The sequence below is a fragment of the Caulobacter sp. GW821-FHT10A06 genome (genome assembly GCF_059415805.1).
Map to the genome: position 1 here is coordinate 694911 of NZ_JBWKNY010000002.1, position 26022 is coordinate 720932.

The 26022-nt window shown below is 66.6% G+C and carries 30 protein-coding genes; 14 read left to right on the plus strand and 16 right to left on the minus strand.

What is annotated here, in order from left to right:
- Positions 1–18: 18 nt before the first annotated feature.
- Entirely contained in the window at positions 19–1155 is a 1137-nt protein-coding gene (locus tag AC07NF_RS06910; RefSeq protein ID WP_494627851.1) for a DUF3089 domain-containing protein, read from the plus strand.
- Here AC07NF_RS06910 and AC07NF_RS06915 read toward each other — a convergent pair.
- Together AC07NF_RS06915 and AC07NF_RS06920 are read right to left on the minus strand one after the other, a co-directional pair.
- Entirely contained in the window at positions 1132–1500 is a 369-nt protein-coding gene (locus AC07NF_RS06915) for a DUF6285 domain-containing protein (protein ID WP_494627850.1), read from the minus strand. The genes AC07NF_RS06910 and AC07NF_RS06915 overlap by 24 nt on opposite strands.
- Positions 1497–2462: a phosphotransferase family protein gene (locus AC07NF_RS06920; RefSeq protein ID WP_494627848.1), complete on the minus strand. Its 966-nt coding sequence runs from the start codon at positions 2460–2462 to the stop codon at positions 1497–1499. The genes AC07NF_RS06915 and AC07NF_RS06920 overlap by 4 nt, the downstream gene beginning before the upstream one ends.
- A gap of 106 nt (positions 2463–2568) precedes the next feature.
- Here AC07NF_RS06920 and AC07NF_RS06925 point away from each other — a divergent pair, with 106 nt between their 5' ends.
- Positions 2569–3513, plus strand: coding sequence for a DUF808 domain-containing protein (locus AC07NF_RS06925; RefSeq protein WP_494627846.1), 945 nt, complete (start codon positions 2569–2571; stop codon positions 3511–3513).
- On the opposite strand, the gene recG is transcribed toward AC07NF_RS06925, so the two are convergent.
- From recG to tcyJ, 5 genes are all read right to left on the minus strand, one after another.
- On the minus strand, positions 3510–5591 hold the full coding sequence (gene recG, locus AC07NF_RS06930) for an ATP-dependent DNA helicase RecG (RefSeq protein WP_494627843.1): 2082 nt from the start codon (positions 5589–5591) through the stop codon (positions 3510–3512). The two genes, AC07NF_RS06925 and recG, sit on opposite strands and share 4 nt — an antisense overlap.
- A gap of 41 nt (positions 5592–5632) precedes the next feature.
- On the minus strand, positions 5633–5935 hold the full coding sequence (locus tag AC07NF_RS06935) for a hypothetical protein (RefSeq protein WP_291874127.1): 303 nt from the start codon (positions 5933–5935) through the stop codon (positions 5633–5635).
- Between the two features lie 130 nt (positions 5936–6065).
- Positions 6066–6806: an amino acid ABC transporter ATP-binding protein gene (locus tag AC07NF_RS06940; protein WP_494627841.1), complete on the minus strand. Its 741-nt coding sequence runs from the start codon at positions 6804–6806 to the stop codon at positions 6066–6068.
- Positions 6803–7462 carry a cystine ABC transporter permease gene (gene tcyL, locus AC07NF_RS06945; protein ID WP_494627839.1) on the minus strand — a complete coding sequence of 220 codons (660 nt, stop codon included), beginning with the start codon at positions 7460–7462 and terminating at the stop codon, positions 6803–6805. Before tcyL ends, AC07NF_RS06940 begins: the two co-directional genes overlap by 4 nt.
- Positions 7463–7468: 6 nt before the next feature.
- On the minus strand, positions 7469–8254 hold the full coding sequence (tcyJ, locus tag AC07NF_RS06950; protein WP_492810570.1) for a cystine ABC transporter substrate-binding protein: 786 nt from the start codon (positions 8252–8254) through the stop codon (positions 7469–7471).
- A gap of 170 nt (positions 8255–8424) precedes the next feature.
- Between tcyJ and AC07NF_RS06955 the strand changes: the two genes are divergently transcribed.
- On the plus strand, positions 8425–9606 hold the full coding sequence (locus AC07NF_RS06955) for a M48 family metallopeptidase (protein WP_494627837.1): 1182 nt from the start codon (positions 8425–8427) through the stop codon (positions 9604–9606).
- Positions 9607–9664: 58 nt separating this feature from the next.
- On the opposite strand, the gene AC07NF_RS06960 is transcribed toward AC07NF_RS06955, so the two are convergent.
- Positions 9665–10780, minus strand: a complete 1116-nt coding sequence (locus AC07NF_RS06960; RefSeq protein ID WP_494627835.1) for a beta-ketoacyl-ACP synthase III — start codon at positions 10778–10780, stop codon at positions 9665–9667.
- A 250-nt stretch (positions 10781–11030) separates the two neighbouring features.
- Between AC07NF_RS06960 and AC07NF_RS06965 the strand changes: the two genes are divergently transcribed.
- From AC07NF_RS06965 to AC07NF_RS06980, 4 genes are all read left to right on the plus strand, one after another.
- Positions 11031–11564: a porin family protein gene (locus AC07NF_RS06965; RefSeq protein ID WP_492810576.1), complete on the plus strand. Its 534-nt coding sequence runs from the start codon at positions 11031–11033 to the stop codon at positions 11562–11564.
- Between the two features lie 121 nt (positions 11565–11685).
- Positions 11686–12069, plus strand: a complete 384-nt coding sequence (locus AC07NF_RS06970; protein ID WP_494627832.1) for a hypothetical protein — start codon at positions 11686–11688, stop codon at positions 12067–12069.
- Entirely contained in the window at positions 12069–12983 is a 915-nt protein-coding gene (locus AC07NF_RS06975; protein WP_494627830.1) for a sterol desaturase family protein, read from the plus strand. The genes AC07NF_RS06970 and AC07NF_RS06975 overlap by 1 nt, the downstream gene beginning before the upstream one ends.
- A gap of 68 nt (positions 12984–13051) precedes the next feature.
- Positions 13052–14077: an alpha/beta hydrolase gene (locus AC07NF_RS06980; protein WP_494627828.1), complete on the plus strand. Its 1026-nt coding sequence runs from the start codon at positions 13052–13054 to the stop codon at positions 14075–14077.
- Here AC07NF_RS06980 and AC07NF_RS06985 read toward each other — a convergent pair.
- The 4 genes from AC07NF_RS06985 to AC07NF_RS07000 form a co-directional block, all read right to left on the minus strand.
- Positions 14074–14529 carry a hypothetical protein gene (locus AC07NF_RS06985; RefSeq protein ID WP_494627826.1) on the minus strand — a complete coding sequence of 152 codons (456 nt, stop codon included), beginning with the start codon at positions 14527–14529 and terminating at the stop codon, positions 14074–14076. The genes AC07NF_RS06980 and AC07NF_RS06985 overlap by 4 nt on opposite strands.
- 74 nt (positions 14530–14603) lie before the next feature.
- Complete coding sequence (locus AC07NF_RS06990; RefSeq protein WP_494627824.1) at positions 14604–14966, minus strand: hypothetical protein; 363 nt, start codon at positions 14964–14966, stop codon at positions 14604–14606.
- A gap of 53 nt (positions 14967–15019) precedes the next feature.
- Complete coding sequence (locus AC07NF_RS06995) at positions 15020–16000, minus strand: NUDIX hydrolase (protein WP_492810585.1); 981 nt, start codon at positions 15998–16000, stop codon at positions 15020–15022.
- The gene (locus AC07NF_RS07000) at positions 15997–16641 is read right to left on the minus strand and encodes a YfbR-like 5'-deoxynucleotidase (protein ID WP_454716031.1); all 645 of its coding nucleotides are present in this window, start codon (positions 16639–16641) and stop codon (positions 15997–15999) included. Before AC07NF_RS07000 ends, AC07NF_RS06995 begins: the two co-directional genes overlap by 4 nt.
- A 105-nt stretch (positions 16642–16746) precedes the next feature.
- On the opposite strand from AC07NF_RS07000, the gene AC07NF_RS07005 reads away from it, so the two are divergent.
- Together AC07NF_RS07005 and AC07NF_RS07010 are read left to right on the plus strand one after the other, a co-directional pair.
- Entirely contained in the window at positions 16747–17559 is an 813-nt protein-coding gene (locus AC07NF_RS07005) for a universal stress protein (protein ID WP_494627821.1), read from the plus strand.
- A 34-nt stretch (positions 17560–17593) separates the two neighbouring features.
- Complete coding sequence (locus AC07NF_RS07010; protein WP_492810589.1) at positions 17594–17971, plus strand: hypothetical protein; 378 nt, start codon at positions 17594–17596, stop codon at positions 17969–17971.
- A gap of 6 nt (positions 17972–17977) precedes the next feature.
- Here AC07NF_RS07010 and AC07NF_RS07015 read toward each other — a convergent pair whose 3' ends face one another.
- The 4 genes from AC07NF_RS07015 to AC07NF_RS07030 all read right to left on the minus strand — a co-directional run bounded on the left by AC07NF_RS07015 (position 17978) and on the right by AC07NF_RS07030 (position 22363).
- Positions 17978–18793, minus strand: coding sequence for a hypothetical protein (locus tag AC07NF_RS07015; RefSeq protein ID WP_492810590.1), 816 nt, complete (start codon positions 18791–18793; stop codon positions 17978–17980).
- Between the two features lie 98 nt (positions 18794–18891).
- Positions 18892–19761, minus strand: a complete 870-nt coding sequence (locus AC07NF_RS07020; RefSeq protein ID WP_291874171.1) for an AAA family ATPase — start codon at positions 19759–19761, stop codon at positions 18892–18894.
- Between the two features lie 93 nt (positions 19762–19854).
- Positions 19855–20442, minus strand: a complete 588-nt coding sequence (gene pseH, locus AC07NF_RS07025; RefSeq protein ID WP_494627818.1) for a UDP-4-amino-4,6-dideoxy-N-acetyl-beta-L-altrosamine N-acetyltransferase — start codon at positions 20440–20442, stop codon at positions 19855–19857.
- Positions 20443–20569: 127 nt separating this feature from the next.
- Positions 20570–22363 (minus strand): tetratricopeptide repeat protein, encoded by a 1794-nt coding sequence (locus AC07NF_RS07030; RefSeq protein WP_494627816.1) that lies wholly within the window; start codon positions 22361–22363, stop codon positions 20570–20572.
- Positions 22364–22558: 195 nt separating this feature from the next.
- Here AC07NF_RS07030 and flbT point away from each other — a divergent pair, with 195 nt between their 5' ends.
- The 5 genes from flbT to AC07NF_RS07055 all read left to right on the plus strand — a co-directional run bounded on the left by flbT (position 22559) and on the right by AC07NF_RS07055 (position 25953).
- Positions 22559–22984, plus strand: a complete 426-nt coding sequence (flbT, locus tag AC07NF_RS07035) for a flagellar biosynthesis repressor FlbT (RefSeq protein WP_492811747.1) — start codon at positions 22559–22561, stop codon at positions 22982–22984.
- Positions 22944–23306: a flagellar biosynthesis regulator FlaF gene (gene flaF, locus AC07NF_RS07040; RefSeq protein WP_295106582.1), complete on the plus strand. Its 363-nt coding sequence runs from the start codon at positions 22944–22946 to the stop codon at positions 23304–23306. The genes flbT and flaF overlap by 41 nt, the downstream gene beginning before the upstream one ends.
- 248 nt (positions 23307–23554) lie before the next feature.
- Positions 23555–24379, plus strand: coding sequence for a flagellin (locus AC07NF_RS07045; RefSeq protein ID WP_492811749.1), 825 nt, complete (start codon positions 23555–23557; stop codon positions 24377–24379).
- A 276-nt stretch (positions 24380–24655) separates the two neighbouring features.
- A complete protein-coding gene (locus AC07NF_RS07050; RefSeq protein WP_492810597.1) occupies positions 24656–25480 on the plus strand; it encodes a flagellin in 825 nt (274 codons plus the stop codon).
- Between the two features lie 134 nt (positions 25481–25614).
- Positions 25615–25953 (plus strand): flagellar protein FlaG, encoded by a 339-nt coding sequence (locus AC07NF_RS07055; protein WP_492810598.1) that lies wholly within the window; start codon positions 25615–25617, stop codon positions 25951–25953.
- Positions 25954–26022: the final 69 nt, after the last annotated feature.

Here is a 26022-nt window from a genome sequence, read left to right on the forward strand (position 1 = left end):
TTGGTGTAACCCAGAGGCATGGGCGGTACGGTCAAAGGCTTCAAGCGCTGGATCTTCGGGGGGCTGGCGCTGTTCGTCGCGCTGTTCGTCGCGGCCGCCTTCATCTTCCGCTACGACATCCTCAGCAACGCCCTGGACCCCAAGGTCCCGTTCCTGACCTATCATCCGCCGCCAGCGCCGGATTACGGCAAGCGCGACTCCTGGGCGCTGCTGCCGCGCGAGGTCGCGGCGCCGGCCGGCCAGCCGGTCGATGTCTTTTTCGTCCATCCGACCACCTTCGACGGCGGCCGTGACTGGAACGGCGGCATCGACCAGCCCAAGGCCCAGCGGTTCCTGTCGCGGGTGGTGATCCCCAACTATGCCGGGCCGTTCCATCGCGTGGGCCGGGTCTTCGCGCCGCGCTATCGCCAGGCCAGCCTCTACACCTACCTGACCCTGCGCGACGACGCCCGCGAGGCGCGGCGCTTCGCCTATGGCGACGTGCTGCAGGCCTTCCGCGCCTATCGGGTCCGCTACGGCCAAGACCGGCCGTTCATCATCGTCGGGGTGGAGCAGGGCGGCTCGCTGGCCGCGCGGCTGCTGCGTGAAGAGATCGCCGGCAAGCCCGAACTCAAGAGCAGGTTGGTCGCCGCCTATCTGATCGAGACCGCCGTGCCGGCCGACGAGTACGCCCCCGACGCGCCCCTACCGGCCTGCGAGCGCAAGGGCGAGACCGATTGCGTGGCCGCCTGGATCTCGGCGCCGGAGGGCGACTTCCAGCGCGTGCAGGAGCTGATGGGCCGTTCGCTGATCTGGGACCGTTCGGACCAGCTGGTGAACCTGGAGGGCCGTGCGCCGCTGTGTTTCAACCCACTGCTGGGCGGCGTTTCGCTGGAGAAGGCCCCGGCGCGCCTGAACCTGGGCGCGACCAACGCCACGGGGCTGGAGTGGGGCGCCCGGCCTGCCTTCCTGCAACGCCAGGTCTCGGCCCGCTGTGAGAACGGCATACTGCGCACCAGCAAGCCGAAATCCAGTTCGCTGCGCGACAGCGGCTCGTGGGCCGACCGCCGCAAGGTCGACGCCTACAACCTGTTCTATGCCGACCTCGAAGCCGACGCTTTGACGCGGGCGGCGGCGATGATCGGCAAGCCGCTAGCCGTCGAGCAGGGCCGCTAGGCCGCCATAGGTCGGCTGGTCGATGGCGATCTGACCGATCGCCGTGGCGCGCAGGTGGGCCAGCAGGGCCGGATCCAGCGGATCGATCGCGCCGTCTCTCAGGGCTTCGCAGAGCTTGGCGTTCAGAGCCGCGTAGTCACCAGTCTCGCCCATCAGTTTCGTGAGCCGCTCGACCGCCTCGGCCTCCAGTCGCGCGCCGTGCTCAGCCTCGCGAGTCAGGGTGGCGCGGGCGTTGTCGGTCACGCGGGTCAAGAAGGCCTGGCGGGCGTCGCCGGGGATGGCCGGTTCGGCCTCGAAGGCGGCGATGGCCTCGTCCAGTTCGGCGGCGGTCGGGTGGGAGATCATGCCGTCTCCATCAGCTTGACCAGGTCGATCTCGGTCTCGCTGGTCCGCCGGCCGATCATGGCGCGTTCGATCGAGCGGTCCTGACCCGTGGCGAAGCTGGAATACATCATCAGGCACATGACGCCCCACTTCAGCGAGCCCAGGGCCTGCCAGAAGCGGACGCGGTCCAGACTGATGCCGCCGCCATAACCGTCCAGCAGCTCGGCATAGTCGCCAAAGCCGCCGACGGGCTTTTGCCATTCCCCGAAGCGCCAGGAATTGACGCAGATCCAGCCCAGATCCTCGGCCGGATCGCCCAGATGGGCCAGCTCCCAGTCCAGCACGCCGGCCAGGCCACCTTCGGGATGGATCATCAGATTGCCGTTCCGGAAGTCGCCGTGGATGAGCACCGGCCGTTCGAGCGGCGGCGGGGCGATGGCCTCCAGCCAGCGAAAGGCGGCTTCCAGGATCGGTCGCCGGGCGCCCAGCTGGCGATAGATGGCCTCGTATCGCTCAAGCTCGCCACGCGCGTCGGAGGTCGCCAGCTCTGGCAAGCCCTCGGTCGGGACGGCGTGGATGCGCGCCAGCACCTCGCCACAGCGTCGGGCGAGGCCTGGGCGCACACCCGCAAAGACCTCGTCGCGCACGATCCGCCGGCCCAGCGTCTCGCCCAGCAGCCGACGCATGACATAGGCCTCGCCCAAGCCATCGTCGGGATCGCAGACATGGACCACGCTGGGCGTCGGGGCGCCAGCCGCATCCGCCGCCCGGATCAGGGCGGCCTCGGAGGCCAGGGCAAGAGCGGTCTCGCGCATGGCAGCGCCGTCCGGACGTCGGCGCAGGATCAGCGGCGTCCCGTCGTCCAGGTCGAAGGCCCAGGTCTCCAGGCTCGCGCCGCCCGAAAGCCGGCGGGCGTTCACGGCGCCGGTCGCGGTCGGCGACAGGCGCGGAGCGAGGCGGTCGAGGGCGGAGGCGACGTCCATGGAACGAGCTTCCAGCTTTCACCTTACGTCAGGCAAGGGCCTCGCGACTTTACGGCGAGCCCGGCGCGCCTTACGCACTGGGGCTCAACTCTGCTTAGGACCTCCCATGCCTTCCGGCCTTGCCGCGCTGCTCGATGACGTCGCGGCCATCACCAAGATCGCCGCCGCCTCGCTGGACGACGTCGGGGCCGCTGCCGGCAAGGCGGGGACCAAGGCCGTGGGCGTGGTGGTCGACGATGCGGCGGTGACGCCCGGCTACGCCATGGGCTTCACGCCCGACCGCGAGCTGCCGATCGTCTGGAAGATCGCGATGGGCAGCTTGCGCAACAAGCTGCTGTTCCTGCTGCCGGGCGCTTTGCTGCTTAGCGCCTTCGCGCCCTGGGCCGTGACCCCGATCCTGATGGTCGGCGGCGCCTATCTGGCCTTCGAGGCCACCGAGAAGATCCTGGAAGCCTTTACCGCCGAAGCCGAGGGCGAGGCGATCGAGGAGCTGGCGCTGAGCGGTCCCGAGCTCGAGAAGGAAAAGGTCAACGGCGCCATCCGCACCGACCTGATCCTGTCGGGCGAGATCATGGCCATCGCCCTGGCCGAGGTCGCGCACCTGAATCTCGGCATGCAAGCGGCGGCGCTGGCCATCGTCGGCGTCCTGCTGACCGTCGTGGTCTATGGCGCCGTGGCGCTGATCGTGAAGATGGACGACATCGGCCTGCACATGTCTCGCCGCGAGAACAAGGGCGCGCAGGCGTTTGGCCGCGGCCTGGTGAAAGCCATGCCGGTGACCATGGAAGCTCTGACCGTGATCGGGACGGCGGCCATGCTGTGGGTCGGCGGCGGCATCATCGTCCACGGCCTGGAGCACTTCCACTTGACGCCGATCCCGCATTGGGTCGAGGGCTTTTCGCACTGGGCGCATGGCGTACCCGGCATCGGCGCGGTGACCGGCTGGCTGGCCTTCGCCCTAGGTTCAGCGGTCGTGGGTCTGGTCGTCGGCGGCGTCTTGGCTGGCCTGATGCACCTCTGGCATCACCGCAAGGGCGCCGCGGCGCACTAACCCGCTTCGTTGAGCGGCGAAGCTGGTTTCCAGTCGAACAGCTCCTGCATCGTCCGCAAGGCCTGACCGCGCGGCGAGGTGAGGTCAGGGTCGCGGGCCAGGATCAGCCGGGCGTCGTCGGCCGCCACGGCGATCAGGTCGCGGTGGGCCACCGGGTCGGCCAGGCGGTAGGCTGGGAAGCCGCTCTGCTTGAGGCCTAGCGGGTCGCCGCCGCCGCGCAGTTCCAGGTCCTTCTCGGCGATTTCGAAGCCGTCGTCCGATCGCCGCAGGATGTCGAGGCGTTGTTGGGCCACTTCCGACAGCGGCGGGTCGTAGAGCAGCACGCAGGAGCTCTCGCGCGTGCCCCGGCCGACGCGACCGCGCAACTGGTGCAGCTGGGCCAGGCCGAAGCGGTCGGCGTGCTCGATGACCATGATGCTGGCGTTGGGCACATTGACCCCGACCTCGACCACCGTGGTGGCGACCAGCACGCTGACCTCGCCGTCGACGAAGCGCTGCATGACCGCGTCCTTCTCGGCGGGCGGCATCTGGCCGTGGACCAGGCCGACGCCGGGCAGGTGCTTGGCAAGGTCAGCGGCGCGGTCTTCGGCGGCGCGCAGGTCGACCTTGTCGGACTCCGACACCAGCGGGCAGATCCAGAAAGCTTGGGCGCCGCTGGTGATGGCGCTGCGCAGACGATCGACAATCTCGGGCACGCGCGGGGTCGGCGCGGCGCGGGTGGCGACCGGCGTGCGGCCCGGCGGCTTCTCGTCGATGCGCGAGACGTCCAGGTCGCCGAAGACGGTCAGCTCCAGCGTGCGCGGGATCGGCGTGGCCGACATGGCCAGCAGGTGGACGCCCTCACCCTTGTCCTGCAGCCGGCGGCGTTCGTTGACGCCGAAGCGGTGCTGTTCGTCGATGATGGTCAGGGCCAGGCGGTGGAAGACGACGTCATCCTGGAATAGGGCGTGGGTGCCGACGGCGACGTGGTGCGTGCCGTCCGCCAGGCCCAGCAGCTTGGCGTTGCGGCCAGCGCCCTTGTCGCGGCCGGTCAGCAGGATCACCGACAGGCCCAGGGCCTGGAGCGGCGCGGCGATGGTCTCGAAGTGCTGGCGGGCCAGGATTTCGGTCGGGGCCATCAGGGCCGACTGGAAGCCGGCGCTGGCCGCGTCGGCCATGGCCAGCAGCGCCACCACGGTCTTGCCCGAGCCGACGTCGCCTTGCAGCAATCGGCTCATCCGCTCGCCGGAGGCGAGGTCGCCGCGAATCTCCGAGAGACTGCGGATCTGGGCGCCGGTCAGCTTGAAGGGCAGAGCCTTCTCGGCGGCGTCCGAAAGCGGACCAGAGGGAATGACCGGGCCTGGCGTTGCGCGTCGCGAGGCCTTGCGCTGAGCCAGGGCCAGCTGGTGGGCCAGCAGTTCGTCATAGGCCAGGCGCCGGCGCGGCCGGGCCAGGGGCGAGATATCGGCCTCGCTGGCCGGGGCGTGCATCGCGGCCAGGGCCTCGCGCCAGCCTGGCAGCTTCTCGCGCTCGCGCCAGGCGGGGTCCTGCCATTCGGGAAGCTCGGGCGTGCGCGCCAGGGCCTCGAGGGCGAACTTGCGGAAGGTGCGCGAGGGCAGGCCGTGGGTGGCCGGATAGACCGTCTCGATCTGCGGGATCTCGCCGGCCCGCTCCTCGTCGACGATGTAGTCGGGGTGGGCCATTTGCAGTTCGGAAGCGTAGCCGTTGGGCCGCTCGACCTTGCCGCTGACCGCGCGGCGAGCGCCCTTGGGGTGCTGACGCTCCAGATGCGGGCCCTGGCCCTTGAACCAGATCAGCGTGAGAAAGCCCGTGCCGTCCCAGGCGCGGATCTTCCAGGGCTGGCTGGGGCGCTGCGACGGGAAATGGGCGTCGATGGTGACGACGAAGGTCTGGACCTGATCCTCGACGGCCTGATCGACCGTGGTCACTGTCCGCCGGATCAGGCCCGTCGGCGCGGTGAACAGCACGTCGCGGGTGATCGACCCCGCCAGCTTCTCGAGCAGGGGCGCGACACGAGGGCCCACGCCCTTGAGCGTGGACACCGAGGTGAAGAGAGGAAAGAGAATCTCCGGGCGCATTTGACGGGACCTTAGCCGCGTCCGCGCCCGGACAGCAGACCTTAGTCCGCCTTATTCATGATCGGCTGCAGGGCGATCACGATGTCGGAATACTCGTCGGCCCGCGAGGCGCCGGAGACGTTCAGGCGCGTGTACAGCCAGGTCGCGCCATGACGCGAATAGGCCTCGGACCAGCGACCCTTGGAGTCGATCAGGTTGTTGGCCTCGCCCGCATAGATCACGGTCCCCTTGGAATCCACATAGACATAGTTGCCGGCGATCGTGGTGTTGGGGTCACCATTCTCAGCCAGCTTATAGCGGTAGACCGCGCCCGAGGCGCCCTTGAGTTCGATATAAGGCTTCACGCTGTCCTCGCCATAAAAGCCACCCGGCGTAGGGCTTTGGATTCAAATGTTTAGAGCGCGTGTGAGCAGCGAGGCCGCCTACGCATTCGCCTTACGCGCTAGCAGGACGTGCAGCGCGCCGTGGGCCAAATTATGGCTGGAGCACACCCGACCTGGCTAGGAACCGACGGGTCCGTTCCTCGCGCGGAGCGGCGAGAAGCTGACGTGATGGTCCTTGCTCCACGATGACGCCGCCGTCCATGAAAATCGTGCGGTCGGCCACATCTCGCGCGAAATCCATCTGGTGAGTGACGATGACCATGGTGCGTTTTTCGGCGGCCAGATCGCGGATCACCGCCAGCACCTCGCCGACCAGTTCGGGGTCAAGAGCCGAGGTCGGCTCGTCGAACAGGATGACTTCCGGATCCATGGCCAAAGCGCGGGCGATGGCGCAGCGTTGCTGCTGGCCGCCCGACAGCGCCGCGGGATAGGCGTCGGCGCGGCCCGACAGGCCGACCTTTTCCAGCAAAGCGAGGCCCTTGGCGCGCGCCTGGACGGGATCGGCCTTGCGGACCACGATCGGTCCCTCGATCACGTTCTCCAGCGCCGTCTTGTGCGGGAAGAGGTTGAAGTTCTGGAAGACGAAACCGACCCGGCCGTTCAGCGCCTTGGCCAGCGGAACCTTGCCGCCTTGCGTCACGCCCGCGATGGTCAGGTCGCCGGCATTGAGGGGCTCCAGGCCCGCCAAGCAGCGCAACAGTGTGCTCTTGCCCGAGCCGCTGGGCCCGATGACGGCCACAACCTCGCCGGGGCTCACGGTCAGGTCGACGCCGGCCAGGACAGGGGTGTCGCCGTAGCTCTTCTTCAGGCCCCTGGCCGCGATCGCGCTCATCGGCGGCCCTCCGAGGCGCGACGCTCGAGGCGCGCCTGCACGGCGGCCAGGATCGTGGACATGATCCAGTAGATGGCCGCCGCGGCCAGGTACATGGTGAAGATCTCGTAGGTCCGTGCGGTGATCAGCTGGGCCTGGCGGAACAGCTCGGGCACCTGGATCGTGGCGGCCAAGGAAGTGTCCTTCACCAGGCCGATGAAGCTGTTGGACAGCGGCGCCACGGCGGTGCGGGCGGCCTGGGGCAGGATCACCCGGCGCAGGGTCTGGCCGCGGCTCATGCCCAGCACGCTGGCGGCCTCCCACTGGCCTTTGTCCACGGCGGCGATGGCGCTGCGCAGGATCTCCGAAGCGTAGGCGGCGACGTTCAGCGAGAAGCCGATGCCGGCGGCGACCAGCGGCGGCATCTCCAGCCCGAACTGCGGCAGGCCGTAATAGATCAGGAACAGCTGGACCAGGAGCGGCGTGCCCCGGAAGGCCGAGACATAGACGCCGGCCGGCCAGCGCAACAGCGGCGAGCGCGACAGCCGCATCAGGGCCAGGCCAAAGCCCAGCACGACGCCCACGCTCATGCCGATGACGCTGAGCAGCACCGTATAGCCGGCGCCCTTGGCCAGCAGCGGCGCCGACTGGCGCAGAAGGTCGAGGCCCGTCTCCATGGGAACCTAGTGCGTCACGTCCTGGCCAAACCACTGCTGCGAGATGGCGGCCAGCTTGCCGTCGGCGCGCAGGGCGTTGATGGCCTGGTCGATCACCACCTTCAGCCCCGGATCCTTCTTCATCGCCACGCCCGCGCCCTGGGCCGCGAACGGCGGGCCCGAGGCGACGAATTCGGGCGACGTCTTGATGAAGTCGGCGGCGACCAGGCGATCGTTCAGCACCGCGTCGGTGCGACCCGCGCGCAGATCCTGGTACTTGGTGGGATCGTCGTCATAGGTGCGCACGTCGGCGGTCGGCACGTTGGCGCGGATCCACTGCTCGTAGTTGGTGCCCAAGCCCACGCCGACCTTCTTGCCGGCCAGGTCCTCGGGCTTGTCCAGGCCCGGCTTGTCCTTGAGCTTGATGATCTGGATGCCCGACACCGTGTAGGGCTCGGAGAAGTCGTACTTGGCCTGGCGGTCGGGGGTGATGGTGATCTGGTTGATCACCACGTCGACGCGGCCCGATTCCAGCGCGCCCAGCAGGCCGGCGAACGGCGCGGGGCTGAACTCGGCCTTCAGGCCCAACTGAGCGGCCAGAGCCTTGGCGAAGTCGACTTCGAAGCCGGCCAGCTGGCCAGCCTTGTCCTGGAAGTTGAACGGCGGATAGGTGCCTTCCAGGCCGACGCGCAGCACGCCGGAGGCCTTGATGCGGTCCCAGCTGCTGCCGGCGGCTTCCGGCTTCTTGCCGCAGGCGGCCAGGAGGGCAAGGCCGAGACCGGCGACGACGGCGCGGCGAGCAGGGAATCGCATCGGACGACCTTCAGACGAAACAATCCAGCGCAGTTCTATACGCGCGAGCGCGGTTCGCCATCCCTGAACGTCTCCACGTCGGCCGCCTACGGAGCATGAGCACGATTTAAGCTGCGCCGAGCGCGGACTTGGGGCTAGCTCATCAGCTCAATCTCCGGGGGAGGGGACCCATGGCTCAATCTTTCGATCCGGCGGCCGCGACGGCCGCCTATCTGGCGCAGCTGCCGCCGGAAGCCCACGTCAAGGCGCAGCACTACACCCAGGGCGGCCACTGGCTGCTGCTGTGGGGCTTCGTTGTCTCGGTGCTGGTCGCCTGGATCATCATCCGCACGGGCGTGCTGACCCGGCTGCAGCACGGCGTCGAGGCTAAGAAGGCGCGGCCGTTCCTGGCCAGCCTGGTCGTGGCGTCGGTCTATGTCGCCTTCAGCTGGGTGCTGGAGCTGCCCTGGTCGGTCTATGCCGATTGGTGGCGGCAGAAGCAGTACGGCCTGACCAGCCAGGCGTTCGGCGGGTGGCTGGGCGAGAACCTGATGGCGACCGCGATCTCGATCGTCTTCACGGCCCTCTTCCTGGCGCTGCTGTACCTGCTGATCCGCAAGGCGCGGACGCTGTGGTGGCTGTGGGCCGGCGGGCTGACGGCCGGCTTCATCATCTTCGGCATGCTGATCGCGCCGATCTATATCGAGCCGCTGTTCAACAAGTACACGCCCGCGCCGCCCGGACCGGTCCGCGACGAGGTCGTGGCCATGGCCAAGCAGGTCGGCATCCCGCACGACAAGATCTTCGTCTACGACGGCTCCAGGCAGTCCAACGCCTATACCGCCAATGTCTCGGGCCTGGGCGGCTCGGCGCGGGTGGCGATGAGCGACGTGATGTTCAAGAAGGGCGCGGACCTCGCCGAGGTGCGCGGTGTCGTGGGCCACGAGATGGGTCACTACGCCCACCAGCACAGCCTATGGATCACCGGCATTTTCGCCGTGCTGGCGATCGTGGCCTTTTTCATCGCTGACCGGGCGTTCCCGTGGTTCGCGACGGCCCTAAACGCCAAGGGCGTGACCGGTATCGCCGATCCGGCCGGCCTGCCGGTGCTGGCGGTGATCCTGGCGGTGCTGGGCCTGCTGGGCGGGCCGATCACCAACACCCTGGTCCGCGAGGTCGAAAGCGACGCCGACCGCTACAGCCTGGTTCACTTCAACGAGCCCGACGGCCTGGCCAAGGCGCTGGTCAAGACCATCGAGTATCGCGCCGCCACGCCGTCCAAGCTGGAAGAGGTGCTGTTCTACGACCACCCGGCGGTGAGTGTGCGGGTGCGCCGGGCCATGGACTGGAAGGCGACGCATCCGAAGCCTTGAGGCATGAAAAAGCCCCGCGCCTTGGGCGCGGGGCTCGCTTCCGTTCTGGTCCGAAGACCTAGCGTTTGCGCACGAACACCGTGCCGGCCGAATACCCCGCGCCGAAGCTGCAGATCAGGCCCGTCTCGCCGGCCGCGAAGTCGTCATTGGCGGTGTGGAAGGCGATGATCGAGCCGGCCGAGCTGGTGTTGGCGTACTCGTCCAGGATGATGACGTTCTCGCCCGGCGCCGGATCGCGGCCCAGCACCTTGCGGCCGATCATCTCGTTCATGTTGATGTTGGCCTGGTGCAGCCACAGGCGCTTCAGGCCGGTCGGGTCAATGCCCAGGTCGCCGGCGTGCTCGACGATCATCTCGCTGACCATCGGCACCACCTCGCGGAACACCTTGCGGCCTTCCTGGACGAACAGCTTGTCGCGCGCGCCTTCGCCTTCCGGGGCGGCGCGGTTCAGGAAGCCGAAGTTGTTGCGGATGTTGTTGGAGAACTGGGTCTTCAGGCGCGTGCCCAGGATCTCCCAGCCGCCCGTGGCCTGTGAAGCGTCCTCGACGATCACGGCCGTGGCCACGTCGCCGAAGATGAAGTGGCTGTCGCGGTCCTTGAAGTTCAGGTGGCCCGAGCAGATCTCGGGATTGACCATCAGCACGGCCTTGGCGCTGCCGGTCGTCACGAAGTCGGCGGCGGTCTTGATGCCGAAGGTGGCCGACGAGCACGCCACGTTCATGTCGAAGGCGAAGCCCTCGATGCCCAGGGCCTGCTGGATCTCGATGGCCATGGCCGGGTAGGGGCGCTGCATGTTCGAGGCGGCGCAGATCACCGCGCCGATCTCGCTGACCGGCTTGCCCCAGCGTTCGATCGCCTGCTTGGCGGCCTCGACCGCCATCTCGGCCAGGATCGACAGTTCGTCGTTGCTGCGCTCGGGGATGATCGGGCGCATCAGGTCAGGATCGATGATGCCGTCCTTGTTCATCACGAAGCGCGACTTGATGCCCGAGGCCTTCTCGATGAATTCGGGCGAGGAGGGCGCCAGGGCGATCACGTCGCCGGCCGCGATGGCCTCGGCGTTGGCGGCGTTGAAGCGCTCGACGAAGGCGTTGAAGGCCTCGACCAGCTCGGCGTTGGAAATGCTGTGGGGCGGGGTGAACAGCCCCGTGGCGGCGATGACGGCTTGCGGCAAGACGGCGGTCCCGATGATACGCGCGAGCCTCGTCCACTGAGAGCGGGCCCGCGTTCTGACGCTTGTTTGAACCCGTAGATAACACGGAAGCCGGCGCCGTCATCCCTGAGGCTTTGGCCCGTGGCTTTTCGGCAACGACACGCAACGGCCTCAAACCCGGCCGTGAACCGCCGCATGCTCGCCGCGTTATCCGCCTAGCCCTAGGCTGGCTGAGGGAGCTGAAGACTACGAGTAGAATTGGAGTACAAGAATGAAGACTCTCATCGCCACTACCCTGATCGCCGGTTCGGTTCTCGCGGTCCCGTTCGTTGCACAGGCTCAGAATTCGACGGAGGTCTATGGTTCGGTGAACTATGGCCAAACTCGGACGCGTGGCGCCGACACCGGCGCTATTCAAGGGCGCGTAGGCGCCAAGTTTACGCCTAATTTTGGCGTTGAGGCCGAGGTGGCCGGCGGCGTCGATGGCGACAAGACCTACACGCCCGGCGGTCCAGCCAATGTGAAGATGGAACACCAGGCCGCCGCCTATGCCGTCGGCTTCCTGCCGGTGACGCCCAATCTCGATCTGATCGGTCGCGTCGGCTACGGCACGACCAAGTTCGAGACCAAGAACCCGGCCGCCACGGAGTTCGACGGCAGCCGCGACAGCTGGAACTACGGCGTGGGCGCCGAGTACAAGCTGGACGACAAGAACGGCATCCGCGCCGACTACACCAAGTCGGAATATACCAAGAGCGATCTGAGCTCGAACACGATGTCGGTGGGCTACGTTCGCCGCTTCTAACGCGATCCCTTAAGACCTGACAGCGGCGCGCCTCGCGAGGGGCGCGCCGTTTTCGCGCCTTGACGACAGCCCCGCGCCCGGCAATCTAAACGGCAATAAGTTACGGGGGGATGCGTCGGTCTTGGACAAGGCGCTGTTGATTCAGTTGGGCGGCTCGATCACGGCCGTGGCTTTGCTTGTGGCGTTCGCGGCGTGGCTGGGAGTGGCGAGGGCGACCCCGCCGCTCGACGCCGACTCGGCCAAGGCGCTGCTGGACCTGGAATTTCCCGATCACAAACCGGACGCGGTCTGGATCGCCGCCGACGGCGCCGCCCTGATCGCTCGCGAGGGCGCTCTGGCGCTGGTGCTGTACCGGCGCGGCGACGGCTATGTCGCCCGCGACCTGCCGTGGAGCGCGGTCGCCGCCCTGAAACCGACCAACGGCCGGCTGCCCCTGCGCCTGTCCGACGCCCGCCCCGTGTTTGCCGTCAATGACGACACCTGGCCGCCGAAAGAGCTCGCCTGATGCTGAAAGCCGCCTTCGATCCTGTCCAGCTGGCCATCCCGTTCTTCGTGCTGGCCATTATCCTGGAGATCCTGCTGGGGCGCTTTGGCAAGGCCAAGGCCAACTACGAGACGCGCGATACGGCGATGTCGCTGTCGATGGGCTTTGGCAGCACCGTCGCCGGCCTGCTGTTCGGCGGGGTGATCTTCGCCTTGACGGTCTGGGTCTGGAACCATCGGATCTTCACGATCCCGATGACCGCCATCTGGGCCTGGGTCGTGCTCTTCCTGCTGGAGGACCTGACCTACTACTGGTTCCACCGTCTGGCGCACGAGCGGCGCGTCTGGTGGGCCAGCCACGTCAACCACCACACCTCGACCCACTACAATCTGTCGACCGCCCTGCGGCAGACCTGGACCGGCGGTGTCGCCGGCACCTGGCTGCTGTGGTTGCCGCTGACGTTCCTGGGCTTCCCGCCGGCCATGGTGGCGATCCAGAAGGGCATCAGCCTCGTCTACCAGTTCTGGATCCACACCGAGGCGATCAAGCGCATGCCGCGCTGGTTCGAGGCGGTGTTCAACACACCCTCGCATCACCGGGTGCACCACGCCCGCAACGCGCGGTACCTGGACGCCAACTACGCCGGCATCCTGATCATCTGGGACAAGATGTTCGGCACCTTCATCCCCGAGGTCGACGAGGAGCCCTGCCGCTATGGCACGGTCAAGAACCTTGGCAATTTCAACATCCTGCACAATGTCTTCCACGAGTGGATCGGGATCGCCAAGGATGTCGCCGCGTCGCCGCGTCACGCCCTGGGCTACATCTTCGGTCCGCCGGGCTGGAGCCATGACGGTTCGCGCGACACCTCCCACACGCTGAAGGCCAAGTGGCGGGCTCGGATGGACGCCGGCGAGGGCGCGCCGCCGCAATAAAGCCTCACTGTGGCGCGCTGATCCTGGGTTGAGTGGCGTCTCCCCGAAAGCTCGCACGGAGAGTTCCGATGCCCCGGTTCCTGGGTCTGCTGCTGGCGGCCCTGATCGTGTTTGCGTCCCCGCCGGCGCGGGCGGAGATCCGCGACTTCACGATCGCCTCCAAGGCTTTCGAGGGAAACAAGATCGGCGTCAGCGGCCAGCGGCGGGTGCGGGTCTATCTGCCGGACGGCTACGAGACCTCCGGTCGGCGCTATCCCGTCGTCTACTACCTGCACAACCTGTTCGAGGACGAGAGGGTCGCCTTCGACCGCGACGGCTTCGGGCGGCTGCTGGACCAGGCGCATGCGCCGATGATCGTGGTCGCCGCCGACTTCAGCACGCCGCTGGGCAGCTCGATCTATACCAGCTCGCCCATCACCGGCCGCTGGGACGACTTCCTGGCCGTCGAGCTGGTCGGCTGGACCGACCGGACGTTCCGCACCCTGGCGCGGCGCGACAGCCGCGGTCTGGCCGGCGATCGCATGGGCGGTTACGGCGCGATGGCCATGGGCATGCGACACGCCGACGTGTTTGGCGCGGTCTATGCCCTGCATCCCGTCGGCGCCGGTGTTGGCCTGCAGCCGATGGCGTCGCGGCCGAATTTCGAGCTGCTGCAGAACGCCAAGTCCCTGGACGATCTTAAGGTCGACGGCTTCTCGCAGCTCTTCACCGCCATCTATCAGGCGCACTTGCCCAATCCCGACAAGCCGCCGCTCTATGTCGATCTGCCCGCGCGCAAGGTGGACGGCAAGGTGGTGGTCGACGCCAAGGTGACGGCGCGCCTGATCAACAGCTTCGCGCTGGACCATCAGGTGCTGCGCCACGCCGACGCCCTCAAGACGTTGCGCGGCCTGAAGTTCGATTGGGGGCGCAACGATCCCAATCCTGACCACGTGATCTCCGCCCAGGCCCTGTCGCGCATGCTGACCGAACTGGGCGTGCCGCATGAGGCCGAGGAGTATGTCGGCGGCTGGGGCGATCGCACCTGGGGCGAGACGGGCCGCGTCTCTACCGCCATGCTGCCGTTCTTCGCCCGGACCCTGGTCGTCGACTAGCGGACCGTCAGGTCGACCGTGATCTGCCGCACGACGCCGTCGGGCGAGGAGCCTTGCAGCACCAGCCGGTCGTGGCCGGCATAGCCAGCGGCGGCGGTGTAGTAGGCCTGATGGCCCGGCACCTTGCGAGTGTTGCAGGCCGAGCGCGGATTGGCGGGCGGGAAGGCGGCGAAATAGGGCTCGTCCTTCACCGTCGCCACGCCGTGGGCCGGCTGTTCCAGCACGGTCAGCGTCGCGCCGGGCTGGTGCTCGGAGCAGTCCGGATCGATGGCGGTGTTGGCCCAGACCCGGATCGGCGTGGCGCCGATCGCGGCCTTCTCGATGTGGAGCTTCTGGAAGCCCGACGGCTTGGCGGCGGGCGACACGGTCACCTCGTAGCGGCGGGTCTGGGCGACGGCGGCCGTCGCAAGGGCGACGCCGAGGCACGCCAGAACAAGCAGTTTGGATCGCACGACCGGTCTCCAGCGGTGAGCACGACCAGAAGCTGCGCCGTCTTTGTTGCCGGTCTATTGCGGTTGTATTGCCGTCATTCGCAGACGTCCGACCACTTCTGCTCGAGGGCGTCGGTGCCGTCGACTTCCTCGATCGTCAGGCCGCCCTCCGAGAAGACGTAGCGTTCCTCGCCGTCGAACGAGTCGTCCTTCTCGACGATGTCGACCCGGCCACAGACCGACGGCAGCTCGCCGTCCCAGTGGACGAAGGTCTTGCCGAAATTCAGCTGGGCGTCGGGGAAGCGGTTCTCCAGGGCGATCTTGGCGCCCGCGATCTGCAGTGGATCGTCCTTGTTGTCGGCCGTCTCCTCGCTGTCGGCGTCGCGCAGGACGTAGACGCTCAGGCTCACGCCGACCGCGCCCAGTACGACGGCCGCCACAGCGCCCGCGACGATCATGAGTTTCCGGTTCGCCATCTTGAGGCGAGCTTAGGGCGAACCTCGCCCCTCTATCAATCCCGCAGCAGCGGCAAGGACAGGCCCGTCGCCTGGCGGGTGGCCAGCATCTCGCGGCGGAAGCGGAACAGCTCGGCCGGCCGGCCGCCGGTCTCGGCGTCCAGGCGCCCCAGGCCCTCGACCAGTTCCTCGCGCTCGACCACGCGGCGGAAGTTCTGTTTATGCAGCGGGACGCCGGCGATGGCCTCGACCGTGCGCTGCAGGGTCGACAGCGTGAACTCCTCGGGGGTCAGCTCGAACACCACCGGGCGGTACTTGATCTTGCCGCGCAGGCGCGAGAGGCCCGTGGCCAGGATCCGCCGGTGGTCCGAGATCATCGGCTCGCCCAGCGCCGCCGACAGGGCCGCGGGCTCGGCCGGGTCGTGACCGTCGGCGCGGGCCCGGTCGCGGGCGGCCTCGGGCGCCAGGCCGGCCTCGTAGAGCAGCTCGTAGCGCTCCAGCACGCGTTCTTCGTTCCAGGGGGCGCCGTCCAGGGCGAAGGCCAGGCGCGCGCGCGACCACTTGGCGGCGTCGTCGCCAGCCCAGCGTTTCAGCGCGGGCGCGATCGCCTCGTCCAGCAATTCTGGGCGGCCGCCGCGCCAGTCTTCCCAGGGGAAGAACCGCGTCCACGGCGCCCAGGCGGTGTCGGGCGCGTCGGTGTCGATCGCCTTGGGCGTCAGGCCCAGATAGCCGACCGAGACCACGCGCGCCGCGCCGGCCCCGACCTCGGCGCGCGGGGCGTCACGGCCCTTGTCGCCGAAAGTGTAGAGCTGCTCGACATAGCCCGGCTGGAACCGGGTCTGGGCGGTCACGAAGGCGCGCAGGCCCAGCTCGAAGGTACGGTGCGCCTCGGGATCGAACGGGCCGAACGGCAGGCCCGACAACGAAGAGGCGACATCGGTGATCGCATCGTGCGGTCGCACGGTCAGGACGACGGCCTCGCCGTCGCGGATCGCGACGACCACCGCCGACAGGCCGATGACGACCGAACTGGTCATTCGGTCTCGAACGCCGCGCTTGGGGACGACTCGAAGCCCGCCGCCTTCGACAGCACGTGGAAGCGCTGGACGTAGCGGGCCTGGGCCTCGAACGGCGGCTGTGGCGTGATCTTCAGGTCGTAGCCGGCCGGCGGCGCGCCGAAGATCGACAGCGATTCCGCGTGCTCGAAGCCCGCCAGCTGCGTGGCCTCGAAGAAGGCGCAGGCGCGGTCGGCCTGCTTGATCAGTTTCTTGATCGGGGCGGGAGTCTTCACCGGCAGTCCGAAGCGGATGTGGATGGCGTCTTCCAGCCTAGCCTCGAAATCCTTGTAGCTCACCCCCAGCGCCGCCTTGAACGGGCTGATCATGTCGCCGATCACATATTCGCTGGCGTCGTGCAGCAGGGCGGCCAGGCGCCAGCGCGGCTCCAGGTCGGGCTTGATGTGCGCGGCGATCTCCTCGACCACCAGGCTGTGCTGGGCCACCGAGAAACCGTGGTCGCCGACCGTCTGGCCGTTCCAGCGCGCGACGCGGGCCAGGCCATGGGCGATGTCCTCGATCTCGATGTCCATCGGCGACGGATCGAGCAGGTCGAGCCGCCGTCCGGAGAGCATTCTTTGCCACGCGCGGGGCGGTGCGCCCCTATGCAGCCCTTTGGCCACGAGATCGTTCCTTACGGTGAAGGTGGTTGACTGGCCCATGGATTGAGAAAGATCAATGTGGCCGTCGCCGTCATCTGTGGAAATGCCCTTGAAGGGAGTTCGATCATGAGTTGGGCGAGAATTATGGTTCCGCTGGCCGGAACCCCGAACGACAAGGGTGTCCTGACCTCCGCCGCGGCCCTGGCCGGGGCCTTCCAGGCCGAACTGGCCTGTGTGCACGCGCCCGCCGACATGGCCGACCTGATGCCCTGGATGGGCGAGGGCTTCATGGGCGGGGTGCAGGTCACCGCGCTGGAAAGCCTGAAGGAAGCCGCCCAAGAGGGCGCGCGGGCCTGCGGCAAGCTGGCGGCCGAAACCGGCTATTCGCGCACCCGCGTGATCAGTCTGGACTCGCCGGTCTGGGCGGGCCTGGCCATGGAAGGCCGCCTGTCGGACGTCATCGTCTTCGACGACGCCTCGGCGCGCGGGAAGGGGCCTTTGGCCGAGTCCTTCCAGCAATTGGTCGCCGACGAGCAGCGTCCGACCCTGGTGGCGCGTCCGGGATTCCAGGTCGACGGCACTGCCCTGGTGGCCTGGGACGGCGGCAAGGAAGCCAGCCGCGCCATGCGCACGGCCCTGCCGCTGTTGCAGAAGGCCAGTTCGGTAATCGTGGCCGGCGCGCCTGGCGCCTCTTCGCGGGCCTTCGAGCTGGAGCGCCTGGTCGAGTTCCTGGCCGCGCGCGGCGTTCGCGCCACCGTGAAGACCCTGGACGGCAATGGCGACGCCGCTGGCCTTCTGCTGGGCGCCGCCAAGGAGACGGGGGCGAACCTCCTGGTCGCCGGCGCGTTCGGTCACCCCAGGCTGCAGGAATTCATCTTCGGCGGCACGACCCGCACGCTGCTCAACAGCGAGGGACCGTCGCTGTTCCTGTCGCACTAAGGCCCTGAAACTCAAAGAAGAAGGGAGACTCTCAATGTCTCTGTCCCGCATCGTCATGCGCCTTGCGCGCAATCCGGGCACCGAGTTCGCCGGCGGCGACGACCATCGCGGCTACGCCCTGACCGCGCCGCTGACCGAGGACGGCCATATCGACGAGGGCGCTTACGCCAAGGTGAAGGGGTCGTGCAGCGTGCGCCGCTTCGCGCCCGACGAGGATGCGGTGGATGGCCGCCTGAACAAGCGCGGGACGCGCTGGTTCTTCGACTATGACGACGAGGACGTCGCCGACGACGAACCGCTGCACCGCCTGGGCGAGCACCGCTTCGCCCTGGGCGAATACGTGACCGTCACCGACGAGGATGGTCGGCCGTTGACCTACAAGGTGATGCAGGTCGAACCGGTCACGCAGTAAGGCTCGCTAGCCCCCCACGTTGTGACGGACCAGGGCCTTCATGTCGCGGAAGATGTCGTGGTCATCGGTGTCGCGGGTCTTGGCCTTGACGACGGCGACGGCCAACGGGCCGCCCTTGGGGCCCCGGGCTTCGTAGCCGGCCAGGCGATAACCCTTCGGGGCCTTGTCGTTGGCCAGGATCAGGGTCGAGCGGACGATGTCGCCCTTTTTCTTGGTGCGGATCTCGGCGCCGTGGTCGTCGGCCTTGATGGTGACGTCGCCCTCGTGCTCGTCATTGGCCGAGACATTGACCGCGCCGTGCGCGTCGTCGCCGCGGATGTTGACGTTCTTGTTGACCTTCACCTCGGCCGCGCCGCCGTCGCTGTTGATGGTCAGGTGACCGATGCGGATGTCGGCGCCGTCGTCGCTGGCGTTGATCTTCACGCCGGGCAGGTTGATGGACGTGCGGTTCTTGCCGGTCTTGCCCTTGCCCTCGACGGGTTTCGGCGCGGCCGGCGGGGTCGGCATGATCTCTTTCAGCTCGCCTTCGATCGGGGCCAGGGCCGCCTCGGCGTCGCCGCCGTTCAGCCGCACCAGCCGCAGATCGACCGTGGCCTCGCCGGAATGATAGCTGCAGGACTGACCGTCGGCGGCGACGCTGACACGCTTCAGCTCGCCTTGGCGTTCGGGGCAGTCGAGTTTGTCGATGACGTGGACCGGTTCGCGGCGACCCGGGCGGCGCTCGGATTGGCCTTGGTCCGACGGGGTGCGGTGGCAGGCGGTGAGCGCGCTCGCACCGACGCTGATCATCAGCGCCGCGGCCAGCCATTTCGAATAACGCATGGGTATCCTTAAGGCCTTCCCTCGATGCGCGGGAAGGTGGGCGCACGCCTAGCGCGCGTCCAGTGAAATCAAGTTAACGGCCAAATGGTCGCGGACGCCTATTGTCCAGGACGCGCGCCCGAACCCTCGCGACGGGCCAGGAAGGCCAGGCGCTCGAACAGGTGCACGTCCTGCTCGTTCTTCAGCAGGGCGCCGTGCAGGGGCGGAATCAGCTTGGTCGGGTCCTTTTCACGCAGGACCTGATCGTCGATGTCCTCGACCAGCAGAAGCTTCAGCCAGTCCAGCAGCTCGGACGTCGAGGGTTTCTTCTTCAGGCCCGGCACCTTACGCATGTCGTAGAAGATGCGCAGCGCCTCGGCGACCAGCTTCTGCTTGATGCCGGGGAAGTGGACGTCAACGATGGCCTGCATCGTCGCTTCTTCGGGAAAGCGGATGTAGTGGAAGAAGCAGCGGCGCAGGAAGGCGTCCGGCAGCTCCTTTTCGTTGTTCGAGGTGATGATGATGATCGGCCGGACCTTGGCCTTGATCGTTTCGTTGGTCTCGTAGACGTAGAACTCGTTGCGATCGAGCTCCTGCAGCAGGTCGTTGGGGAACTCGATGTCGGCCTTGTCGATCTCGTCGATCAGCAGCACCGGGCGCTGCTCGCTCTCGAACGCCTCCCAGAGCTTGCCCTTCTTGATGTAGTTCTTGACGTCCTTGACGCGCTCGTCGCCCAGCTGGCTGTCGCGCAGGCGGGTGACGGCGTCATACTCGTACAGGCCCTGCTGGGCCTTGGTCGTCGACTTGATGTGCCAGGTGATCAGCGGCGCGCCCATCGCCTTGGCGACTTCGTAGGCCAGCACGGTCTTGCCGGTGCCGGGCTCGCCCTTGATCAGCAGGGGACGCTCCAGGGCCACGGCGGCGTTCACCGCGACCTTCAGGTCGTCGGTCGCCACGTAATCGGAAGTGCCTTCGAAGCGCTGGCTCATGAGTCGGATCCGGTTCGAACAGTTGTTCAAATGAACGAACCAAACTACCGGCGTCTCCGCGCTTGGCAAGTCTGACGATGGGGAAGGGCGGGCTCAGGCTGCCCGGGATGGGGTCGCCTGAATATCGAAACCCTTGTCGCGCAGGCGTTGGGCCATGGCCTCGCGGCGCGTGGCCCAGTCGGAGGCCAGGAGGCCCAGGCCCACGACGTCGACCTCGTGGCCGTTCTTCATCACGTGCTCGCGAAACAGGGCCTCGCGCTGGAAACCGTACAGCTCGTGCAGACGCCAGACCCCCTCATTGGAGATCAGCACCTCGCACCACAGCTTGTTCAAGGCGAGTTCGCTGAACACGTGCTCGATCACCGCGAACTCGACGAACGAACCGACGCCCAGGCCCCGCACGCTCGGGCTGGCCAGGTAGTAGGCCCAGGCGCAGCGGCGGTGGGTCATGTCGATGTCGGCCAGGTTGGCCAGGCCGACAGGCTCGCCGTTCGCCTCGATGATCCAGTAGCGGCGGCGCGCATCGTGGCGCACGACGTCGAACCAATGATCGTGCTTGTCGGGACCGATCTTGTGGTCGGAATACATGTAGGCCGCGACCTCGGCGCTGTTGCGCCAGGCCAGCAGCCGCTCGCGGTCGTCCTCGCGCACGTCGCGCAACCGCACTTCCGTCTTAGGCATCGCCGTCGTCCCGTTCCGGCGGGCGCACACATAGCCGCCGGGTCAGGACGTGCAGCTACGCCGTGAATCGGCGCGGAAATGCGGACGATCCGTGTCGGAGCGGCAACAAAGCCGCGGCCGACCGCAACTATCTGGCGACGAACTCGCCCAGGGCTTCAGCCATGTTCGCCATGGCCTCTTCCCAGTGGCCGTACTGTTGCGTGACGAAGCAGCGCACGCTCGGATACCAGGGGTAATAGTCGGTGCCCAGGCGCGTCCACGAGGCCGCGCCGGTCAGCATGAAGCTGGGCGTCCCGACCGCGCCGGCCAGGTTCATGGTGGCGTTCGAATAGCCGACCACGAGGTCGACCGCGGCGCACAGGGCCGTGACGTCGTCCAGGTCCTTCTTCAGGTCGATGCCCGGCGGCTGCCAGATCTCGATGCCGAAGGCTTCCTTGGCGAAGGCGATCTCCGCCTCGCAGTCGCCGTACTGCAGATTGACGAAGGTGACGCCCGGCGTCTTCAGCACCGGCTCCCATTTTTCGAACGCCGAGAATTGACGGGCGCGCTCCGAGGTGAGGTTGGCGCTCTTCCACAGCATGCCGACCTTGGGCGCCGAGCCCAGTTTCTCAAGCTCGGCCTTCCAGTGGGCGACGCGCTCGGGATCGGGGGTCAGGAAGGCGCGGCGATCCGGGAAGGCGTCGACCGTGGGGCGCAGGCTGGGCAGGAAGTCGCCCATCGCGGCCCAGTAGTCGAACTGGCTGTAGTCGGTGATTTCCGGGAAGGTGCGCCAGATGCGGCCTTCGTAGGACACTGTCCTGTGCCGGGTGACTTCGATGTCGGAATACGAGCGCTGGAACAGCGGGATCAGGCGGGGCTCGACCGCTAGGGTCAGTTTGCCCTCAGGGCCCAGCAGCGCCCGGGTGTCGGCCAGCAGGTTGGCCAGCATGACCTCGTCGCCCAGGCCTTGCTCGGCGCTGAGCAGCAGGTGCTTGCCCGTCAGGTCCTGGCCGGACCAGCGCGTCCCGGCGACATAGAACTGCGGCGCGTCGGTCAGTTCGCGCGAGAAGCGGGCCTCATAGGCCTTCCAGCCTTCGTCCATGCGACCCAAGGCCAGCAGCAGGGTGGAATAGGCGAACTCCATGATCGCGTGATCGTGCGGCGTGCTGGGGCGCTTCATCGCCTCTTCGCAGTCGGCCAGAGCGCCCTCGACGTCGCCCATGTCCGATTTGGCGAAGGCGCGGTTGTGCAAGGCCTTGCTGTACGTGGGCTCCATGCGCAGCGCTTCGTCGAAGAACACGATCGAGCCGGTGGCGTCGCCCGTGTTGCACAGCACCGTGCCCAGGGTGTTCCAGAGCGCGGGGCTCTCGGGATGCGTGGCGATCGCGTCTTTCAGCACCTCGATCGCCTCGCTCTCGCGATTCAGCTCGCGCAGCGCCGAAGCCAGGTTGTTGGCGGCCTCAAGGTCGTTTGGGCGGGACAGGCGGAAGTGGGCGAAGAAGCCGACCGCAAGTTCGGGCATGCCGATTCGCAGGGCCAGGCGGCCCAGGTCTCCGGCGACCGAGCCGTGGTCGGTTAGCAAGGCCAGCGCCGCTTCGTACGCGCGCAGGGAAGAGGCGTAGTCGCCCTTCTTTTCACGCGCGATGGCCAGGACGTGCCAGGCCAGTCCCAGCCGGTTGTCGGCATCCAGCAGCTTCAGGGCCAGCTTGTCGGCCTTGTCGAACTCCTGCTTGTGCACTGCCTGGATGGCGCGGTTCAGAAGCTTGCTGTTCTCGGCGTTCTTGACGTCCTGGGTGGCGCGCTTGAGGCGCTCCAGGGCGTCGCTGGACGCCGAATCGCCCATGGCGGTGCTCATCTGCCCCGCGTAAATCGGCCCGGCGCCGACCGCCTCGGCCTGGGCGAGGCCGCTGGCGGACATTTCGAGAGCGCGTTTGCGGGACATCGTTGAAACCTTACGCTTGGTGTTAACCATGTTTTGAGGCGCTATGCTTAATCGAGTCCTAAGCTGCGTCTCACGGTCGCAAGGGCGATCATGGGGCGGCAAGACAGCGTTAACACGTGCGCGGCTAGCTTTCCGCTCGAACCCGTCGACATCGGCGGATCCGGGCGAAGCGGCGTCAACAAAGGAGCGGCCTTAGTGCCTTTGAAGCTGTCGCTGAAGCCCGGCGAAAAATTCGTTCTCAACGGCGCCGTGGTCCAGAACGGGGATCGGCGCGGGGTTCTGGTTCTCCAGAACAAGGCCTCCGTCCTTCGCGAGAAGGACATCTTACAGCCGGATCAGGTCACGACGCCCGCGCGTCGGATCTATTTCCCGGTGATGATGATGTACCTGGAGGAGGGGAACGCCGAGAAGTTTTATGAGGAATTCGCCACTCGCCTTAACGATTTTATGGGTGTTGTGCGTAATCCTACGGTCCTTCAGGACTGCATCGCCATTTCGAAGCACGTGATGGCGCGTGAGTACTACAAGGCTCTGATGTTGAGCCGTAAGTTGATTGAATACGAAGACGAGAGGTTGGGGCATGTCTCTTCGGGCGTATCAGCAGGCGGCGACGCGGGCTGAGAATCCCCGTGAAATGGAGTACCGCCTGTTCGGGCAGGTGACGCGCGCCCTCATGGACGCGTCGCAAGCCCCGACGGACGACTTCGCCACGCGGATCGACGCATTGGATTGGAATCGCAAGGTCTGGTCGGCCTTGGCGACCGACTGCGCCTTGCCCGAGAACCAGCTGCCGATGCAGCTGCGCGCCAGCATCATTTCGCTCAGCCTGTGGGTTGGCCGTCACTCCAGCGCCGTGATGCGCAAGGAGGAAGAGTTCGAGCCGCTGATCGAGATCAACCGCATGATCATGCAGGGCCTGTCGGGGCGCGCCGACGCCGCCTGATTCTTCGGTTTTCGCAAGACTGAACGTCTTGCCTACCAGCTCCGGAAAAACCTGCCGCCCGGCGAATGTTGCATTCGCCGGGCGGTTTCGTTTTGGCCCTGGCTGATTCAATAATTCCAATAAAATCAGTATTTTACGCGATGGCGCCGAACGCGGTTCGGTTGGCCCGCCGCTTGCGATGGTTCACGCGGGCAAAACGCCCGCCCGGCAATACGCCGGACAAATCCCACCAAAACGGTAGGTATCAAATGCTGAATTCGATCAACACGAATCCGGGCGCGATGATCGCGCTCCAAAACCTGAACTCGACCAACACGGAGCTCGCCACCACCCAGAGCCGTATCAACACCGGCAAGAAGGTCGGAAGCGCTAAGGACAACGGCGCGATCTGGTCGATGGCCAAGATGCAGACTGCGAGCTCGAGCTCGTTGAATGCCGTGAAAGACTCGCTCTCTCGCGGTCAGTCGACGATCGACGTTGCTCTCGCGGCCGGCGACACCATCACCGATCTGATCTCGAAGATGAAGGAAAAGGTTCTCGCCGCTTCCGACACTTCGCTGAACACCGCTTCGTTCAACGCCCTGAACGCCGACTTCGTCTCGCTCCGCAACCAGATCCAAAAGGCTGCGGAAAATTCGAAGTTCAACGGCGTCAGCCTGGCTGACGGCACGACCACCCAGCTGGCCTTCCTGGCCAATTCGGACGGCGGCACCTTCACGGTCTCCGCCCAAGATTTGAGCCTGACGGGCCTTGGTCTGACGTCCGCTGCGACGACCTTCACGAACGCCGCTGAGGCCAAGTCGCTGATCGCGACCCTGACCTCTGCGTTGCAGACGGCAACGAACAAACTGTCTTCCCTGGGCACTGCCTCGACCGGTCTGGATACTCACCTGACCTTCGTGGGCAAGCTGCAGGACAGCCTGGACGCCGGCGTGGGCAACCTCGTCGACGCTGACCTGGCCAAGGAAAGCGCGAAGCTGCAGTCGCTGCAAACCAAGCAACAGCTGGGTGTGCAGGCTCTCTCGATCGCTAACCAAACGCCGCAGTCGATCCTGTCGCTGTTCAAGGGGTGAGCCCGATACGCCGGGCGGCCGTCAAAAGCCGCCCGGCGCCTCTTTCCTGCTGGGTGCGCATTATGTGCCCGGCAACAATTGCCTATGTCGAAAGCCTCCCGGCAAAAATTGCCGGGAGGCTTCGTCGTTAATGGGCCTATAACGCAGTAATTTCAGTGATTTAGCGAGATTGTCGCAGCTCGGCAGAATTGGCCCGGCAATTGCTACAGACCTTTTCGAGCAAAACGCTCCCGGCAGCCAAAATGGCGTCGGATACCTTGAAAAGGATCTACTCGTATGCCGCTGAACAGCATCAATACGAACGCGGGCGCCATGATCGCCCTGCAAAACCTGAACACCACCAACAACGAGCTTCAGGTTACCCAACAGCGCATCAACACCGGCAAGAAGGTCGGTAGCGCTAAGGACAACGGCGCCATCTGGGCCATGTCCAAGAACCAGTCGGCCACGGCCTCGTCGCTGAACGCCGTCAAGGACTCGCTGCAACGCGGTCAATCCACCATCGACGTGGCGCTCGCCGCCGGTGACACGATCACCGACCTGCTCGGCAAGATGAAGGAAAAGGCCCTGGCCGCTTCCGACACCTCGCTGAACACCGCCTCGTTCAACGCCCTGAACGCCGACTTCGTCTCGCTGCGCGACCAGATCTCGAAGGCCGCCTCGAACGCCAAGTTCAACGGCATCAGCATCGCTGACGGCAGCACCAACAGCCTGACCTTCCTGGCCAACACCGACGGCTCGGGCTTCACGGTGAAGGCGCAGTCCCTGACCCTGGCTGGTCTGGGCCTGGCGACCACGACCCCGGCCTTCGCCACGGCCAGCGCGGCCAAGGCGATGATCGCCAGCATCGACACGGCCATCGGCACCGCCACCAACAAGCTGGCGACGCTGGGTACGTCTTCGACGGGCCTGGACACCCACCTGACCTTCGTCGGCAAGCTGCAAGACAGCCTGGACGCCGGCGTTGGCAACCTGGTGGACGCTGACCTGGCCAAGGAAAGCGCCAAGCTGCAGTCGCTGCAAACCAAGCAACAACTCGGCGTGCAGGCGCTGTCGATCGCGAACCAGTCGTCGTCGTCGATCCTGAGCCTGTTCCGCTAACGAACGGGAGGAGGCGGGTCCTGGTGGCCCGCCTCCGACTTTCGTCCCGCTTTCGTCAAAAGCGTATTTCCAGAACCAAAGAGGAGGGGCCGGCTCAAAACGTCGGCAAATAGAAAATGGAACCAAAAGCCGCATTGTCGGCCATCCGAGACTTCATCGCTCCCGTTTCTCCCGCCAACGCCCCGGACCCGTCCGAGGGCGCGAACGTCGTTTCGGGGCAAGCTCAGACGGCCGCGCCGCAACAGGTCCACGAGGCCGAGAAGGCTGAAAAGGCCAAGGTCGTCGATGATGGTCCGCAGCCGGGCGACCTGCGTCTGGTGATCGAACAGGACGATGACTCGGGCGACTACATCTACAAGACGGTCGATCGTCGTACGGGCGAGACGCTGAATCAGTATCCGCGCGAGCAGATCCTGAAGCTGCGGGACGAGGTCCACTACGCGTCGGGCGACGTCTTCGACGGCCAGGCCTGAGGGCGAACTAGATCGGGAGAGAAGGGGAGGTGCGACCGCGGGCCGCACCGGTAAACAGACATGGTTTAT

Bases quoted from the DNA above. Each gene is read 5' to 3' on its own strand.
- tcyJ (WP_492810570.1), bottom strand. From the start codon at position 8,254: ATGCGATTCCCTGCTCGCCGCGCCGTCGTCGCCGGTCTCGGCCTTGCC.
- AC07NF_RS06995 (WP_492810585.1), bottom strand. From the start codon at position 16,000: ATGACCAGTTCGGTCGTCATCGGCCTGTCGGCGGTGGTCGTCGCGATC.
- AC07NF_RS07050 (WP_492810597.1), top strand. From the start codon at position 24,656: ATGCCGCTGAACAGCATCAATACGAACGCGGGCGCCATGATCGCCCTG.
- AC07NF_RS06955 (WP_494627837.1), top strand. From the start codon at position 8,425: ATGGCTCAATCTTTCGATCCGGCGGCCGCGACGGCCGCCTATCTGGCG.
- AC07NF_RS07015 (WP_492810590.1), bottom strand. From the start codon at position 18,793: ATGCGTTATTCGAAATGGCTGGCCGCGGCGCTGATGATCAGCGTCGGT.
- AC07NF_RS07005 (WP_494627821.1), top strand. From the start codon at position 16,747: ATGAGTTGGGCGAGAATTATGGTTCCGCTGGCCGGAACCCCGAACGAC.
- AC07NF_RS06965 (WP_492810576.1), top strand. From the start codon at position 11,031: ATGAAGACTCTCATCGCCACTACCCTGATCGCCGGTTCGGTTCTCGCG.
- AC07NF_RS07030 (WP_494627816.1), bottom strand. From the start codon at position 22,363: ATGTCCCGCAAACGCGCTCTCGAAATGTCCGCCAGCGGCCTCGCCCAG.
- AC07NF_RS06940 (WP_494627841.1), bottom strand. From the start codon at position 6,806: ATGAGCGCGATCGCGGCCAGGGGCCTGAAGAAGAGCTACGGCGACACC.
- pseH (WP_494627818.1), bottom strand. From the start codon at position 20,442: ATGCCTAAGACGGAAGTGCGGTTGCGCGACGTGCGCGAGGACGACCGC.
- AC07NF_RS07045 (WP_492811749.1), top strand. From the start codon at position 23,555: ATGCTGAATTCGATCAACACGAATCCGGGCGCGATGATCGCGCTCCAA.
- AC07NF_RS06975 (WP_494627830.1), top strand. From the start codon at position 12,069: ATGCTGAAAGCCGCCTTCGATCCTGTCCAGCTGGCCATCCCGTTCTTC.
- flaF (WP_295106582.1), top strand. From the start codon at position 22,944: ATGTCTCTTCGGGCGTATCAGCAGGCGGCGACGCGGGCTGAGAATCCC.
- AC07NF_RS06920 (WP_494627848.1), bottom strand. From the start codon at position 2,462: ATGGACGTCGCCTCCGCCCTCGACCGCCTCGCTCCGCGCCTGTCGCCG.
- AC07NF_RS06990 (WP_494627824.1), bottom strand. From the start codon at position 14,966: ATGATCGTCGCGGGCGCTGTGGCGGCCGTCGTACTGGGCGCGGTCGGC.
- AC07NF_RS07020 (WP_291874171.1), bottom strand. From the start codon at position 19,761: ATGAGCCAGCGCTTCGAAGGCACTTCCGATTACGTGGCGACCGACGAC.
- AC07NF_RS06915 (WP_494627850.1), bottom strand. From the start codon at position 1,500: ATGATCTCCCACCCGACCGCCGCCGAACTGGACGAGGCCATCGCCGCC.
- AC07NF_RS07010 (WP_492810589.1), top strand. From the start codon at position 17,594: ATGTCTCTGTCCCGCATCGTCATGCGCCTTGCGCGCAATCCGGGCACC.
- recG (WP_494627843.1), bottom strand. From the start codon at position 5,591: ATGCGCCCGGAGATTCTCTTTCCTCTCTTCACCTCGGTGTCCACGCTC.
- AC07NF_RS06980 (WP_494627828.1), top strand. From the start codon at position 13,052: ATGCCCCGGTTCCTGGGTCTGCTGCTGGCGGCCCTGATCGTGTTTGCG.
- AC07NF_RS06910 (WP_494627851.1), top strand. From the start codon at position 19: ATGGGCGGTACGGTCAAAGGCTTCAAGCGCTGGATCTTCGGGGGGCTG.
- tcyL (WP_494627839.1), bottom strand. From the start codon at position 7,462: ATGGAGACGGGCCTCGACCTTCTGCGCCAGTCGGCGCCGCTGCTGGCC.
- AC07NF_RS06925 (WP_494627846.1), top strand. From the start codon at position 2,569: ATGCCTTCCGGCCTTGCCGCGCTGCTCGATGACGTCGCGGCCATCACC.